Annotated in this window: 15 protein-coding genes; 4 read left to right on the forward strand and 11 right to left on the reverse strand. The window is 66.9% G+C overall.

Translation table 11 applies throughout. The annotated features are described in order from the left end of the window. Window positions 1–54: 54 nt before the first annotated feature. The 3 genes from GRI75_RS13685 to GRI75_RS13695 all read right to left on the reverse strand — a co-directional run bounded on the left by GRI75_RS13685 (window position 55) and on the right by GRI75_RS13695 (window position 3,175). Window positions 55–495, reverse strand: a complete 441-nt coding sequence (locus tag GRI75_RS13685) for a four-helix bundle copper-binding protein (protein WP_160747562.1) — start codon at window positions 493–495, stop codon at window positions 55–57. Between the two features lie 140 nt (window positions 496–635). Next, window positions 636–1,502, reverse strand: a complete 867-nt coding sequence (locus GRI75_RS13690; protein WP_160747563.1) for an outer membrane protein — start codon at window positions 1,500–1,502, stop codon at window positions 636–638. 455 nt (window positions 1,503–1,957) lie between these two features. Then, the gene (locus GRI75_RS13695; RefSeq protein WP_160747564.1) at window positions 1,958–3,175 is read right to left on the reverse strand and encodes a L,D-transpeptidase family protein; all 1,218 of its coding nucleotides are present in this window, start codon (window positions 3,173–3,175) and stop codon (window positions 1,958–1,960) included. A gap of 199 nt (window positions 3,176–3,374) precedes the next feature. Between GRI75_RS13695 and GRI75_RS13700 the strand changes: the two genes are divergently transcribed. Together GRI75_RS13700 and GRI75_RS13705 are read left to right on the forward strand one after the other, a co-directional pair. Beyond that, window positions 3,375–3,755 (forward strand): DUF1622 domain-containing protein, encoded by a 381-nt coding sequence (locus tag GRI75_RS13700; RefSeq protein WP_235911582.1) that lies wholly within the window; start codon window positions 3,375–3,377, stop codon window positions 3,753–3,755. A 99-nt stretch (window positions 3,756–3,854) separates the two neighbouring features. Continuing rightward, complete coding sequence (locus tag GRI75_RS13705) at window positions 3,855–4,223, forward strand: response regulator (RefSeq protein ID WP_160747565.1); 369 nt, start codon at window positions 3,855–3,857, stop codon at window positions 4,221–4,223. Between the two features lie 322 nt (window positions 4,224–4,545). Here GRI75_RS13705 and GRI75_RS13710 read toward each other — a convergent pair whose 3' ends face one another. Further along, window positions 4,546–6,210, reverse strand: coding sequence for a formate--tetrahydrofolate ligase (locus GRI75_RS13710; protein WP_160747566.1), 1,665 nt, complete (start codon window positions 6,208–6,210; stop codon window positions 4,546–4,548). A gap of 239 nt (window positions 6,211–6,449) precedes the next feature. Here GRI75_RS13710 and GRI75_RS13715 point away from each other — a divergent pair, with 239 nt between their 5' ends. Both GRI75_RS13715 and GRI75_RS13720 read left to right on the forward strand, forming a co-directional pair. Beyond that, complete coding sequence (locus GRI75_RS13715) at window positions 6,450–7,817, forward strand: DNA recombination protein RmuC (RefSeq protein WP_160747567.1); 1,368 nt, start codon at window positions 6,450–6,452, stop codon at window positions 7,815–7,817. Beyond that, window positions 7,814–8,533 carry a hypothetical protein gene (locus GRI75_RS13720; protein ID WP_160747568.1) on the forward strand — a complete coding sequence of 240 codons (720 nt, stop codon included), beginning with the start codon at window positions 7,814–7,816 and terminating at the stop codon, window positions 8,531–8,533. Before GRI75_RS13715 ends, GRI75_RS13720 begins: the two co-directional genes overlap by 4 nt. Window positions 8,534–8,753: 220 nt before the next feature. Here GRI75_RS13720 and GRI75_RS13725 read toward each other — a convergent pair whose 3' ends face one another. The 7 genes from GRI75_RS13725 to GRI75_RS13755 form a co-directional block, all read right to left on the reverse strand. Next, a complete protein-coding gene (locus tag GRI75_RS13725) occupies window positions 8,754–9,557 on the reverse strand; it encodes a TrmH family RNA methyltransferase (RefSeq protein WP_160747569.1) in 804 nt (267 codons plus the stop codon). Window positions 9,558–9,563: 6 nt separating this feature from the next. Beyond that, complete coding sequence (locus tag GRI75_RS13730) at window positions 9,564–9,839, reverse strand: HPr family phosphocarrier protein (RefSeq protein ID WP_160747570.1); 276 nt, start codon at window positions 9,837–9,839, stop codon at window positions 9,564–9,566. 29 nt (window positions 9,840–9,868) lie between these two features. After that, on the reverse strand, window positions 9,869–10,273 hold the full coding sequence (locus tag GRI75_RS13735) for a PTS sugar transporter subunit IIA (protein ID WP_160747571.1): 405 nt from the start codon (window positions 10,271–10,273) through the stop codon (window positions 9,869–9,871). A 73-nt stretch (window positions 10,274–10,346) separates the two neighbouring features. After that, window positions 10,347–11,267, reverse strand: coding sequence for an RNase adapter RapZ (gene rapZ / locus GRI75_RS13740; RefSeq protein ID WP_160747572.1), 921 nt, complete (start codon window positions 11,265–11,267; stop codon window positions 10,347–10,349). A gap of 40 nt (window positions 11,268–11,307) precedes the next feature. Then, the gene (locus tag GRI75_RS13745; protein ID WP_160747573.1) at window positions 11,308–11,724 is read right to left on the reverse strand and encodes an HPr kinase/phosphorylase; all 417 of its coding nucleotides are present in this window, start codon (window positions 11,722–11,724) and stop codon (window positions 11,308–11,310) included. Then, window positions 11,721–13,286, reverse strand: coding sequence for a sensor histidine kinase (locus GRI75_RS13750; protein WP_160747574.1), 1,566 nt, complete (start codon window positions 13,284–13,286; stop codon window positions 11,721–11,723). The genes GRI75_RS13745 and GRI75_RS13750 overlap by 4 nt, the downstream gene beginning before the upstream one ends. Next, window positions 13,279–14,037, reverse strand: a complete 759-nt coding sequence (locus tag GRI75_RS13755) for a response regulator transcription factor (protein WP_160747575.1) — start codon at window positions 14,035–14,037, stop codon at window positions 13,279–13,281. The genes GRI75_RS13750 and GRI75_RS13755 overlap by 8 nt, the downstream gene beginning before the upstream one ends. Window positions 14,038–14,155 lie beyond the last annotated feature (118 nt).

Below are 14,155 nucleotides of genomic sequence, written 5' to 3' on the forward strand. Positions count from 1 at the left end.
CGCCCGGCGGAGCCCGGCCTCGCCGGGTCCGCCTGACGCTGCTTCGGGTCTAGCTCAAGCCGCGCCGTGCTCGAAGGTGCTGCGCTGCCCGTCGGCGTGGACTTCGTCGTTCAAAGTCTCGAGAGCTCTGCGGCAATCGTCGGCACATTCGCGGCACATCTGCGCACAGCGTCGGCAGTGATCGGTGTCGTGCTTGGCACATTCTTCTTCGCAGATCTCGCAGGCGTGGATGCAGGTCGCCAGCAGCGTGCGGATCAGTTGGCGGTTCTCGTCGGTTCGCCGGGTGGCGACCCGATATGTCGCCTCGCACACGTCGGAGCAGTCGAGGCACAGCCGGATGCAGCGGCGCATGTCCATCTCTTCGGCGCTGCAGGCATCGGCGCAGGAGTTGCAGATCGCGGCGCAGTACATCGCGTGCTTGACCGCCTCGCCCAGAGCCTCGTTGTAGTCGGAGCCGACCGACGGGTGCTCGGAGATCATCTTTTGAATCGACATGCAAACCGCTCCTTTCCGTTCCGTTTGGGAGCGCTTCAGCAGGGCGTTGGTTCCGCCGCGGCCTGACTGGCCGCTCGCCAAACGAAAAAGGGTGGCGCGGCCTGAACCGCGCCACCCGAGAGGTCCTGCGATGCAGGTGTTTAGCCGCGCTCGCCGGTCGGCGGAACGTACGGTGCCGGGGGCACCGGGCAGTTCTGCATCACGCCCACAACCGAGCCGTCCGGGCAGGTCTTCGTCTGCGGCGGGGGCGGAGGCGGGGGCGGGGGCGGCGGGGGCGGCGGCGGCGGGGGCGGAGGCGTAGCCGCGCCGAAGTTGAAGATCAGGCTGGCGAGCAGCGAGTGGGAGCTGAAATCGGTGTCGAACCGGTCGTTGCCGGGGCTGACCATGCTCAGGTCCTCGACGTTGAAGTAACGGTACTTCACGCCGATGTCCGTGTTGGTGTTGAGCGGCAAGCGCATCCCGGCAATCAACTGCCAGGCCCAGCTGCCGTCCGAATCGTCCACGAACGGACCTGCGAGGCCTTCGATCTCACCTTCCAGGTCGACCCATGCGTAACCGACACCGCCGCCGCCGTAGAACTGGAGGCCGCCGTCCGGCGCGAAGTCAGCCAGAGCGTTGATCATGAGGCTCTTGACGTTCACGTCGCCATCGATCGGGAAAGCCGTGTCGATGGCGGGCGTGCCCGGGTTCAGGTCGAAGCCCGGTTCGGACTCGACTTCGTCGATATCCAGCGTCTTGTAGGCTGCTTCGCCTTCGAGGCGGAAGCCGCCGAAGTCATAGCCGAGGATCGCGTCGACATCCCAACCCATCTTGGTGTCGAGGTCGACGAGGTTGCGCTCGCCATCCTCGATGTCGCCATCGCCATCTGCGTCGTAGTCGACGGTTAGGGAATCGCCGAAAGCTAGCCCCCCTTCGATGCCTGCATACATGCTGCCGTCGCGAGCCAACGCCGGTGTGGCGGCGAGGATCGTTGTTGCAAGTGCCAGGCCGATTGCTGCCTTGCGCATTGTGTTAAGCTCCCTTTTGATCCGAGTACGGATATAGCGCCTCCGGGTGCGGCGGGTTTTTCCCGCCACGATTACGATCCATCGGCTGGAAATGAGACCATATCCGCTGCCTTTGGTTCCGGCCGGTGTTGCGAGTGTTGGAGACCTGTTGCGCGGCGGCCACAGTGAGTGGGGAGCGGGGGTTGCACGCCAGGTAGCCCGTTCGCCGGGCCGTACGCGTTCAGGCACCCCGGCGGCGCGCCTCAGCCAGTTCCTCAAAATCCTGCCCCTCTGGGGGAGGGGGACCACGCGAAGCATGGTGGACGCCCCCTCCGTCAGCCGCTTCGCGGCTGCCACCTCCGCCAGAGGGGAGGATCGAGGCCGGGGCCCGAATGGCAGGCGGCGTGCGCGTGTGCAGTCAAATGGGCTCTGGAACGAGTCCAGGATGACAGCGGAGTGTTCGCAGCGAGACCGGCTCAGTCGGCGAGTGCCGCGAGGGCGGTGCCTCCGAGCTTATCACGGCCGTAAGGATCGGGTCCGAGGGCGATCCTGTCGCCGTCGGCATGCGCGGTCAGGTAGGCGACGTAGATCGGAACCGGGCGGGCGAGGTCGATCTTCTGTTCCGGGCCGCTCGATGCTTCGGCGGCGGTACCGCCGAGCAGCCAGCGGGCCAGCCTGTCCGCGTCTTCCAGGCGGATGCAGCCATTGCTGAAATAGCGCGCCTCTTTGGCCAGCAGGTCCTTGTCGGGCGTGTCGTGTAGGTAAATGCCGAACGGGTTGGGGAATTCGAACTTCATCTCGCCCATCGCGTTCGAGGCCCCCGGGCGCTGACGGACGCGCAGGTCCAGTTCGCCTCGCTGCACGGCGCGCCAGTCGACGCTCTTCGGATCGAGCAGCTCCGCCTCCTCCTCCCAGCCGGACAGGACTTCGTAGCCGCGTGCCTTGAGATAGGCCGCGCCGCCCCTGAGGACCCCGGGTGCGATGGTCTTGCGGACGAGGTCGGACGGCACGTTCCAGTATGGATCGGCGATCGCATGGCGGATCCATCCCGAGATGGACGGCGTCTGGCTGTCGGGCTTGCCGACCACCACGCGCATCGAATCGACGGGGCGGTTGCCCTCGTACATCCACAGGCGGGCGCTGGCCGTGTCCACCAGGACGTGGCGTTCCCTCGGCTGCGCGGGGATCTGGCGGATGCGCTCAAGATTGCGGATCGCCAGTTGCCGGGCAGCGGCGGAGCCGCCCTCGGTCAGCAGCGTGCGCCGCAGCGGCGCGTAGAGCGGGTGCATCCACGCCATTCCACGGACGTATTCCTGCAACGAAGGGGCCTTTGCGGCCTGGTCGAGCGTCAGGTAAGTGCTGGGAAGTTCGGGCCGCAGCGCATCGTGCTCGTAGATCATGCCCGCATCCGTCGGCCGGCGCAGCGCCGCGACATAGGCGGCGAGCGTGCGCGAGAGAAGAAGCTCGGCCCTCTCCAGCGCCTCCGGCGTGCGCTGTGCCTCGGCCGCCTGGATGGCCTCGGCAAGCTCCGCCGCCTCGAGGGCGGCTGGAGCGATCCCGTCGTACTCCGCCGTCTGCACCAGTTCGAGCAGGGCCCGCGCCGCCGGATCGAGCGACCCGTCCGGCGAGATCCACAGCGGACTGCTGGCATAGGCATAGAACGTCCGGAGCTCTCCGCCCGCGCTTTTCGCCAAGCGAGCCTGGACCGTAGACGGCTCGGAAGGACTTGCGGCCAGCGCCGGAAGCGGCGCGGCAAGGCACATCGCGAGGGAGAAGGAGAAAAGCCGGGGTGAAATAAAGAAGCGGTTCAAGGACATAATCAACCAACCGCTGGTGGAGGCCCCGGTTCCACCTCTTGTGGAACCCGCGTGGCGCCTGACCCATTGCTCCGGCATGTTGACCGACCCTCAAATGCTTCAGTTCGCCATTGCGGTGGCGCGGATATTCGAGTTCGCCGGCATCGGAGCGATCGTCGTCGGAACGCTTGTGGCGCTTATCAAGTTCGGCCTGGCCGGCGTTGGGGCCCGCCGGGCCGACGGCGCCGAAGGCAAGTCCGAACTGTCGTCCGAATTCCGCAAGAACCTGGGCCGTTCGATCCTGGTCGGGCTGGAGCTCCTCGTCGCGGCGGACATCATCCGCACCGTCTCGGTCGTGCCGACGTTGGAAAACGTGCTGGTGCTTGCGCTCATCGTGCTAATCCGCACGTTCCTGTCGATGAGCCTGGAAGTGGAGATCAACGGACGATGGCCCTGGCAAAGCAGCGGAAAAGGCTGAGCGTCCGCGCGGGGTTTCTCCAGACGGCCGCTGCGAGGGCCGGCGGAACGATGATTCCGCGCCGCGGGCACGCCAGCGCCTGACGAGCGTTCAGCAGCGATGGGCCGCCGTATCCTCGTCGTGGAAGACGACCTTCTCAACCGGATGTTCTATTCCGCCGTGCTGGAAAGCGGCGGCTACGCGGTGGAGACGGTCGCCGACGGGGACCTCGCCATCGAGGCGGTAAGGAAGTTCTCGCCCGACCTGATCGTCATGGACATCCAGCTGCCCAATGTCTCCGGCCTCGATCTGATCGAAATCCTGCAAGCCGATCCCGAACTGAAAGCCATTCCGATCCTCGCCGTAACCGCGTTCGTGGGCAAGGGGGAGGAGCGTAGGATACGCCAAGCCGGAGCCAGCGGGTTTCTGGCCAAGCCGGTTTCCATCAAGCCCTTCCTCGCCGCGATCGAGGCGCTGCTGGCAGGGTAGGCAGCGCCGCGCGAGGGCGGGTCCTTCCGAAACGGGATTTCAGCCTGGCTTCGATCCCTCCTCAGGACCAACGGCGAGGAGTCGTCGTGACCAACGATAGTGGCTGCTCACCGTGGAATTCGTCATGCTGAACTTGTTTCAGCATCTATCGCTCCGACAGGACCGGGGTGCCCCACTCAGGCGCGGCCGGCCCCCCAATTGCCGATGAGCACTCTCCGCCCCAGCGGCCCCATGGACCCTGAAACGAGTTCAGGGTGACGAAGGAAGGAGTATAGAATTGGCAGCGGCCCCGAAGCCAGTCCGGGGCCGCACAGTGTTGCGCTTAGAACAGGCCTTCGATCTGGCCGTTCTCGTCGAGGTAGATGCCTTCCGCGCTCGGCACCTTCGGCAGGCCGGGCATGGTCATGATGTCGCCGGCGATGGCGACGACGAAGCCGGCGCCCGCGGAGAGACGCACTTCGCGGATGGCGATCTCGTGCCCGTCCGGCGCGCCGAGCTGGGTTGGGTCGGTCGAGAACGAGTACTGCGTCTTGGCCATGCAGACCGGGAAGTGGCCGTAACCCATCTCTTCCCACTGCTTCAGCTGGTTGCGCACCGCCGGGGAGATGCTCACGCTGCCGGCGCGGTAGATCTCGGTGGCGATCGTCTCGATCTTCTGCGCCAGCGGCATTTCCGACGGATAGAGCTGCTTGAAGCCGGGCGCGCCCTTGTCGGCCTTCTCGGCCACGATGCGGGCGAGCTCTTCCGCACCGGCACCGCCATCGGCCCAGTGCTTGCAGATCACGGCGTCGGTGCCGTACTTCTTGGCCATCTCCTGGATCACCGCGATTTCCTCGTCGGTGTCGAGGAAGAAGTGGTTGATCGCCACGGTCGGGTTGATGCCGAACTTGTTGAGGTTCTCGATGTGGCGCTCGAGGTTGACGGCGCCCTTGCGGACGGCGTCGACGTTGGGCTCACCGAGATCCTTCTTGGCGATGCCGCCGTTCATCTTCAGCGCGCGGACGGTGGCGACGAGAACGATCGCGTCGGGCTTCAGGCCGGCGGCGCGGCACTTGATGTCCATGAACTTCTCGGCGCCCAAATCCGCGCCGAAGCCGGCTTCGGTGACGACGTAATCGGCCATCTTCAGCGCGGTGGTCGTGGCGATCACCGAGTTGCAGCCGTGGGCGATGTTGGCGAACGGGCCGCCGTGGAGGAACGCCGGGTTGTTCTCCAGCGTCTGCACCAGGTTCGGCTGGATCGCGTCCTTCAGCAGCACGGTCATCGCGCTGTCGGCCTTCACGTCGCGGCAGAACACCGGCGTCTTGTCGCGGCGATAGCCGATGATGATGTCGCCGAGGCGCTTCTGCAGGTCCTCGAGGTCGGTCGCGAGGCACAGGATCGCCATGATCTCGGAAGCGACGGTGATGTCGAAGCCGGTCTCGCGCGGGAAGCCGTTGGATACGCCGCCGAGCGGGCCGACGATCTGGCGCAGGGCGCGGTCGTTCATGTCGAGCACGCGGCGCCACACGACGCGGCGCAGATCCAGCTCCAGCGCGTTGCCCCAGTAGATGTGGTTGTCGATCATCGCGCTCAGCAGGTTGTGTGCGCTGGTGATGGCGTGGAAGTCACCCGTGAAGTGCAGGTTGATCTCGTCCATCGGCATGACCTGGCTCTTGCCGCCGCCGGCGCCGCCGCCCTTGACGCCGAAGCACGGGCCGAGGCTCGGCTCGCGCAGGCACAGCAGCGACTTCTTGCCGATCAGGTTGAGCGCATCGTGCAGGCCGACCGAGGTGGTGGTCTTGCCTTCGCCGGCCGGGGTCGGGTTGATCGCGGTGACCAGGATCAGCTTGCCCTGCTTGCCGCCCTCGGGAAGCGCGTCACGGTCGATCTTCGCCTTGTACTTGCCGTAGGGGATCAGCGCCTCGTCCGGCACGCCGGCCTGGGCGGCGACTGCGGTGATCGGCTTCAGGGTTGCCTGGCGGGCGATTTCGATATCGGTGGGCATCGGCGGTCCTCTTCCTTGGCGCTCGGGAGCGAAGTTTCACTTACGCGAAAATTTCGCGAATCTGAAATTGTAAGCAGGCCATACAGTTTTGCAGGGGCAAATCTCAAGGGTGATTCTGGCAGCAGCGTCTAGAGCGGCCGTGGACTGTTCGCCAGCCGGGGTTGTGCGGCAGGCGGTGCGCCGATAGGTTCGCGCTTCGTTCCTGCGGCTTCGTCCGCTTTCGAGGTGCCGTTCAGTCCATGGATCCCGTTGCAGTCTTCCTTTTCGTCTTTGCTCTCGCTCTCGGTGCGTTCCTCGGGTGGTTCCTCGGCTCGCGACCAGTGGCCGACTGGAAGGCCCGCCACAGCCAGCGCGACGGGGAGGCGCGGGAGCACGAGGCGGCGTTCCGCAAGGCGGTAGCGGAACTCGGGGAAGCACGCATCGAACTGGCCACGCACAAGGCCAACGCGGAGAACTTCGACAAGCAGATCAAGCAGCTGAACGAAGCGCGCGAGCACTTGCTGGCGCAGTTCAAGGCCGCCGGCGGCGAAGTGCTGTCGAAGGCGCAGGAGGAATTTCTCAAGACCGCTGCCGAGCGCTTCGGCAATGCCGAACGCGCGAACAAGGAAGCGGTCCGTTCGCTGCTGGAGCCGGTCAACCAGCGGCTCAAGAGCTATGAGGAGCAGGTCGCCGCGCTCGAAGCCAAGCGCGTCGATTCGTTCGGCCAGCTGACCGGCCTGATCGAGAACATGCGGGCGGGGCAGGAAGCGATCCGCATGGAAGCGGCGCGGCTCGGCAATTCGCTGACCAATGCGCCGAAGGCTCGCGGCCGCTGGGGCGAGCGGGCGCTGCAGAACGTGCTCGAGCAGTGCGGCCTGTCGGAACACACCGATTTCCACCTGGAGCGGTCGATCGACACCGACGAAGGGCGCCTGCGCCCCGACGCGATCATCAACGTGCCCGGGCAGAAGAAGCTGGTGATCGACGCCAAAGTCTCGCTCAACGCCTACCAGCAGGCTTTCGAGGCCGACAACGACGAAGCCCGCTCCAGGGCGCTCGACGCGCATGCGAAGTCGATGCGCAATCACGTCCAGCAGCTCAGCGCCAAGAGCTACCAGAGCCAGTTCGAGGATACGCCGGATTACGTGATCATGTTCGTGCCGGGCGAGCACTTCGTCGCCGCTGCGCTGGAGCATGATCCGGCGCTGTGGGACTTCGCCTTCGAGCGGCGGGTTCTGCTGGCGACGCCGACCAATCTCGTCGCCATCTGCCGCACCGTGGCGCAAGTCTGGCGGCAGGACGGGCTCGCGCGGGAAGCGCAGGAGATCGGCCGCATGGGCGCCGAGCTCTACGATCGGCTGGCCGTCGCCGCCGAGCATCTCAAGCGGGTCGGGGGCGGGCTGGAGTCCGCCGTGAACAACTACAATAAGTTCGTCGGCAGCTTCGAGCGTAACGTACTCTCTTCCGGCAAGCGCCTGGCGGAGAAGGGGGTTGAGATCGGCCGGCGGGAAATCGAGGAGGTACCCCTTGTCGAAAGCGCCCCGCGCTATACTGGTAGCGATGTAGAGGAACCCGCAGCGGCGAGACTGGTTGAGGGCACTCGGGAGGAGGCCAGCGCACGCGCATGACGAGACGAGATTGGTCCCTGGCTGCGGCCCTGCCGCTGGTCCTGCTGCTGCAGTCGTGCGAGCGGCAGGAAGCGCCGGCGGACGAACTCGTGGAATCGGCCGAGCAGTTCGTCGGGACCAAGAAGAGCGAACCGAAGCCGCTCGCCAACGGACCTTATGCCCCGCGCGACACCTGCGGCGATCTCGAAGGCGCCGATGCGTTCCGCCAGAGCCTGGCCGAGGCGGTTCGCCTGCGGGATGCGGACGCGCTCGTCGCGCTGGCGGCGGAGGACATCAAGCTCGACTTCGGCGGCGGAACCGGCCGCGCCGAGCTGCGCAAGCGGCTGACTAGCGGCGAGTGGAACCTGTGGCAGGAGCTCGACGAGCTGCTGGCGCTCGGCTGCGCGGCCAACAAGCAGGGCGGGATCACGATCCCGTGGTATTTCGAGCAGGCGATCCCCGGCGTCGACCCGATGGCGGGCATGATCGTCACCGGCGAAGACGTGCCGCTGCGCGAAGCGCCGGAGGACGGCGGAGCCGCGGCGAGCGCGTTATCGTGGGGCGTCGTCGAGATCAGCAACTTCCGGCCGGAGGCGCCTTACCAGCAGGTGAAGACCACAGACGGCAGCCAGGGCTTCATCGCCACCGACAAGCTGCGCAGCCTGATCGACTATCGCCTGTCCGCAACCAGCCGCAACGGCAAATGGAGCATCGTCAGCTTCGTTGCCGGCGACTGATGGTCGTCGTCCCGGACTTGATCCGGGACTGCTGCCGGCCGAGTCCTACCAAGAGGCCAGCGGTCCCTGGTCAGGCCCGGGACGACGTTGAGGTGGGGATGGCGTTGTAGTGGGGCGACGTTGAAGTGGGGATGGTCGTCGTCCCGGACCTGATCCGGGACCGCTGGCGGCCAGGTCCGGCCAGGAGGCCAGCGGTCCCGGGGTCAGGCCCGGGACGACGTTAGCTTTCGAGCGTCGCGAGCACTTCGTAGGACAGCACAGCGGCGGCCACTGCGGCGTTGAGGCTGTCGGCCCGCCCGCGCATCGGCATCGTCACGCGCAAGTCGCAGGACGCCTCGTATTCCTCCGGCAACCCGCGCGACTCGTTGCCGACCAGGATGAAGCACGGTGCGCGGTAGGCAGCGCCGCGATAGGGCACGGCATCGCGCAGGGAGGCGGCGACGAGCTGTGCCTGCTCGCCGGTGCGCAGCCAGGCGATGAACGCGTCCCACGGCGCCTGGGCGATGCGCTGGGTGAACACCGCGCCCATGCTCGCGCGGACGGCCTCCGCGGAGAACGGATCGGCGCAATCGTCGATCAGGATTAGGCCGCCGGCGCCCACGGCGTCGCCGGTGCGCAGCATCGTCCCCAAGTTTCCGGGATCGCGCAGCGCCTGCGCCACCAGCCAGATCGGCGCAGCGGAGCGGTCGATCTGGGCGAGGGCGGTGTCGAACTCCTCAAACACGCCGATCACCGCCTGCGGATTGTCCTTGCCGGTGATCTTGGAAAGGATGTCCGGCGCGGTCTCGACGATCTCGCCGCCGGCGGCTTCGACGTCGTCGATCAGCGCGGACAGCAGCGGATGATCGTCGCGCTCATCCGCCATCACCAGCATTTCGGGCAGGCGCCCGCTCTCGCGCGCGTCGGTCAGCAGCCGCAGCCCTTCGGCCAGGAACTTGCCCTCGCGCCGCCGGTGCTTCTTGTCGCGCAGCGCACGGAGGGATTTGACGGTCGGGTTGGAGAAGCCGGTGATTGTGCGGCGCACGGAGGATCAATCCTCGCCGAAGCCGCTGACCACCAGCGCGACCAGCTCCGCCAGCCGCGATTCGGCCTGCTCACCTTCCGCTTCGATCTCGATCGTGTCGCCCTTGGCCGCGCCCAGCATCATCAGGCCGAGGATGGAACTGCCAAGCGCCGAGTTGCCGTCCTTGCGGACGCGCACCGTCGTTCCCTCCATCGCCGCCGCCGCGCCGACGAAGCGCGCGCTGGCCCGCGCGTGCAAGCCGCGCTTGTTGACGATCTTTACCACCTGGCTCGCTGCAGCCACGCCCTGCTCTCCCAGACTTCCCGGCACGCTTATGCGTCTTGTCCGAGAAATTCCGATGCGACGGTGATGTAGTTGCGCCCGGCTTCCCGCGCCGCGGTAACCGCCGAGCGCAAGTCCATCTCCTTGCGGGCACCCGCCAAGCGGATCAGCATCGGCAGGTTGATCCCGGCGATAACTTCGGTCTTGCCGGTCTTAAGCAGAGATATCGCCAGGTTGGACGGCGTGCCGCCGAACAGGTCGGTCAGCAGCACCGCGCCGGAGCCGGTATCGACACGCTTGATCGCGCTGGCGATCTCGCGCCGACGCGCTTCCATGTCGTCGTTGGGGCCAATGCAGACGGTCGCGACGTCGGGCTGTTCGCCGACGACGTGCTCCATCGCATGCACGAATTCCTCGGCCAACCGGCCGTGGGTCACCAGGATCATTCCGATCATTCGGTCAGATAACTCTCGAAGCGCTTTCCCGCGACCCGTCTTCGCGGACAAGGACGCGGCCCATATCGCGATTTCATTGCCGATGCGACCCCTCAATCAATTCGGCCGTCCGTGACTTCAGATTGCGGTGAAGCACGGTCGGCGAAAAGCCCGCCTCTCTGAGCGCTGCCGCCATCCGTTCCGCAATAAAGACAGAACGATGTCTGCCGCCTGTACAACCGAAGGCGATGTTGACGTAGCTCTTACCCTGGGCGGCATAGCGCGGGAGCAGGTCCAGCAGCAGGTCGCGAATCCGTTCGAAGCTCGCCGCGAAGCCTTCGTCCTTCTGGATATGCGCGCCGACCGGCTCGTCCAGGCCGCTGTAGTCGCGCAGCTCCGGATCCCAGTGCGGATTGTCGAGGAAGCGCATGTCGAACACCAGGTCCGCGGCCGGCGGGACCCCGCGGGCGAAACCGAAGCTCAGCACGGTAACGGTCATCGGCTCCTGCGAAGCCCCGGCGAAGTGCTGGCGGATGACCTGCTGCAGTTCCTTCGGGCTGAACAGCGTGGTGTCGATCAGCACGTCCGCCCAGCGGCGCAGCGGCGCCACGAGGTCTCGTTCCGCCGAGATGCCGACGTCGACCGGCACGTCGTGCGCCAGGTGATGGCGCCGGCGGGTTTCGTCGAACCGCCGCCGCAGCTCCGCGTCGGAGCAATCGAGGAACAGCGTCGAGAGCTCCAGGTCGGGCCGCGCGTCGAGCTGCTTCACCCGTTCGATGATCGCACCCGGCGCGAAACCGCGCGTGCGCGAATCGAAGCCGATCGCCAAAGGCGGCGCTCCGCTGTCACGCTCCCCCTCGCGCCCGATCAGGCGCGGGAGCAGGCGGATCGGGAAGTTGTCGATCGCTTCCCAGCCGAGATCCTCCAGCTCGTGCAGAGCGGTGGTCTTGCCGGCGCCGAGCATTCCGGTGACCAGCAGGATGCGTTGGCGCTCGAGGAGGGATTCGCTGGACATTGCGCGATCTCTGCGCGCTCCCCCAACAAATGTGAAGGGGTCAGTCCAGACCGTGCAGTTTCAGGGCAAACTCGGCCCGCAGCGGCAGCAAGGGGCTTTCGGGGTAGAGCCCGACCAGCGGGAGCGAATGGCCGCAAACCTCGGTGCGCTCAGCCTGCTCCAGATAGCGCGGGGCATCGGGATCGAACCGGATCACGATGGCGAGAGGAGCGGAGCAGGTCGGAAGGCTGGCCAGGCCGACGTTGCGGATCTCGATCAGCCCGGCGATGTTCGGCGGCGGGAGCGCCCAAAGCCGACCACCGCGGCTTTCCAGCGTCACCGCGTCGTCCCCCACCAGCACCGCGCCCCGGTCGATAAGGGCGAGCGCCAGGCTGGACTTGCCGCTGCCGGGCTCTCCCTCGATCAGGACGCCGCGACCGGCGATCGCGACGCAGCTGATGTTGGCCAGCGTGGTCATGCTGCTGGCAAGGTCAGCACGAGGCATGCGCCGGTGCTGCCGTTCCCGTTGTCATGCACTGTCAGCGTCCCGTCGTGCGCTTCGGCGATCGTCCGCCCGATCGCCAGGCCGAGCCCGCTGTGGTCGCCGAAGTCCTCCGCCTCGGGCCGCAGCGAATGGAACCGGGCGAAGACCTTCTCGCGCGATTCGGCCGGAATGCCCGGTCCCTCGTCGCACACAGAGGTTTCGACATGCTCGCCGCGCCGCGCGACGCACACGGTGATCGTGCCTCCCGGCGGCGAGAACGAGACGGCGTTGTTGAGCAGGTTCTCGATCACCCGTTCGAGCCGCAGCGGCACGCCGAGGACCAGGGTCGAGCTGCCTTCGCGCAGCAGGTCGATCCGGCAGTCGCCGTTCTCCCCCCGGGCTTCGCGCCGGTCGACCACGTTCTCCACCAGCCGGGCCATGTCTACCGATTCGAAAGTGGCGCGGCTCAGCTCGGCATCGATGCGGCTGGCTTCGGAAATCTCGCTGACCAGCCTGTCGATCCGCCGGACATCGTGCGCGGCAACCTGGATGAGCTGGTTGCGCAGCTCCGGATCGTCCACTTTGCCGAGCGAATCGACGGCACTGCGCAAGCTCGCCAGCGGGTTCTTGATCTCGTGCGCGACGTCGGCGGCGAAGCTTTCCACCGCGTCGATCCGATGGCGCAGCGCGCCGGTCATGTCGGCCACGGCGCGGGCGAGCAGGCCGATCTCGTCCTGCCGCTCCGGCAGCCGTGGCACTTCGACCTCGCGCTCCCGGCCCAGCCTCACGCGGATCGCGGCGCGGGCCAGGCTGCGAAGCGGGGTGACGATCGTCCGCGCCAGATAAAGCGAGAGCAGGATCGAGGTGAGCAGCGCCAGGCCCAGGGCCATGCCGAGGGTGGTACGCGCCTCGCGCACCTTTTCGGTGATGTCGACCGCGTTGCGGGTCGTCAGCAGAGTCGCGCCGACCAGGCCGACCGGCGCGGCGGCGTTGATCACCGGCGTTCCGTCGGGCGCGTCGCGCAGCTGGATCTGGGTGAGGCCTTCCTCGCGGGCGCGCCGCAGTTCGGGCCAGGCGTCGGAGTTCGGCGTTTCGGGCTCGACGTAATCGGGAATCGGATCGGCGCCGACGATTGTGTTCACCGCGCGGTCGAGCCAGCGCGCGAAACGTTCGGACCTGGTCTCGTCGCCGACTTTGTCGAACTTGAACGCGGGCTGGTCCAGCGCGAAGCTGTCGGCCCACAGGTTGCCTTCGGCATCGAACATGCGCAGGCGCATCTTCTGCTCCTTGCCGATCTGCGTGAGCACGGCCTCCTGCCGTTCGCGTGTCGCGCCGGCGAGCGCTTCGGCGGTGATCTGCGCTTCGATCCGCGCCAGCTTGTAGCGTTCGGAGAGCAGCTGCTTGCGGTAGGAATCGAGATAGAAGATGCCGCCGCCGAGCAGCGCCAGCGGCAGGATGTTGACCGCCAGGATGCGCGAGGTGAGCGAGAAGCGGCTCGACCAGCGCAGCGGATCGGGCCGGAAGTCGCGGCGACTGCCCGCGTCGTCCTCAGCCATCGGAGAAGCTGTATCCGGCCCCGTAGAGCGTCTCGATCGCGCCGAACTCCGGGTCGACCGAACGGAACTTGCGGCGCAGGCGCTTGATGTGGCTGTCCACGGTGCGATCGTCCACGAACACGTCGTCCGGATAGGCCGCGTCCATCAGCTGGTTGCGGCTCTTGATCACGCCCGGCCGGCTCGCCAGCGCTTCAAGGATGAGGAATTCGGTGACGGTAAGAGAGACCGGCATGCCGTCCCAGGTCACCCGGTGCCGCGCGGGGTCCAGCGCAAGGCGGCCGCGCTCGATCATCGCGCCGTCGACGCCTCCGTGCGGCTCGTCGCTCGATTGCTGCGCCGGGCCCGCGCGGCGCAGGATCGCGCGGATGCGCGCGAGCAGCAGGCGCTGGCTAAAAGGCTTGGCGATGTAGTCGTCGGCGCCCATCGCCAGACCGGCGGCTTCGTCCTGCTCCTCGTCCTTGCTGGTCAGGAAGATCACCGGCAGCTCCGACCGTTCGCGCAGCCGGCGCAGCAGCTCCATGCCGTCCATCCGCGGCATCTTGATGTCGAACACCGCCAGGTCGGGCGGGTTCTCGGTCAGCGCCTTGAGCGCCTGCTCGCCATCGGAATAGACGCGGGTGGCGAAACCCTCCGCCTGCAGCGCGATGGACAGGGTGGTGAGGATGTTACGGTCGTCGTCGACCAGCGCGATCGTGCGCCGGCTGTCGGGGGCTGGCTGATCGGCAGCGGGCGAGGGGGGATCACTGGCCATGGGGTCGAGCGTTAGCTTGCACGGGGGTGGAATAACAGCTTTCGCGGCCACGAAACAACGCGCAACGCGCGGCGACCGCCGGGGGTGCGGTAAATCGTTGCAAGAATGGCCGAATCCG

It is taken from the genome of Croceibacterium soli (genome assembly GCF_009828065.1).
Lineage (GTDB): Bacteria > Pseudomonadota > Alphaproteobacteria > Sphingomonadales > Sphingomonadaceae > Croceibacterium_B > Croceibacterium_B soli.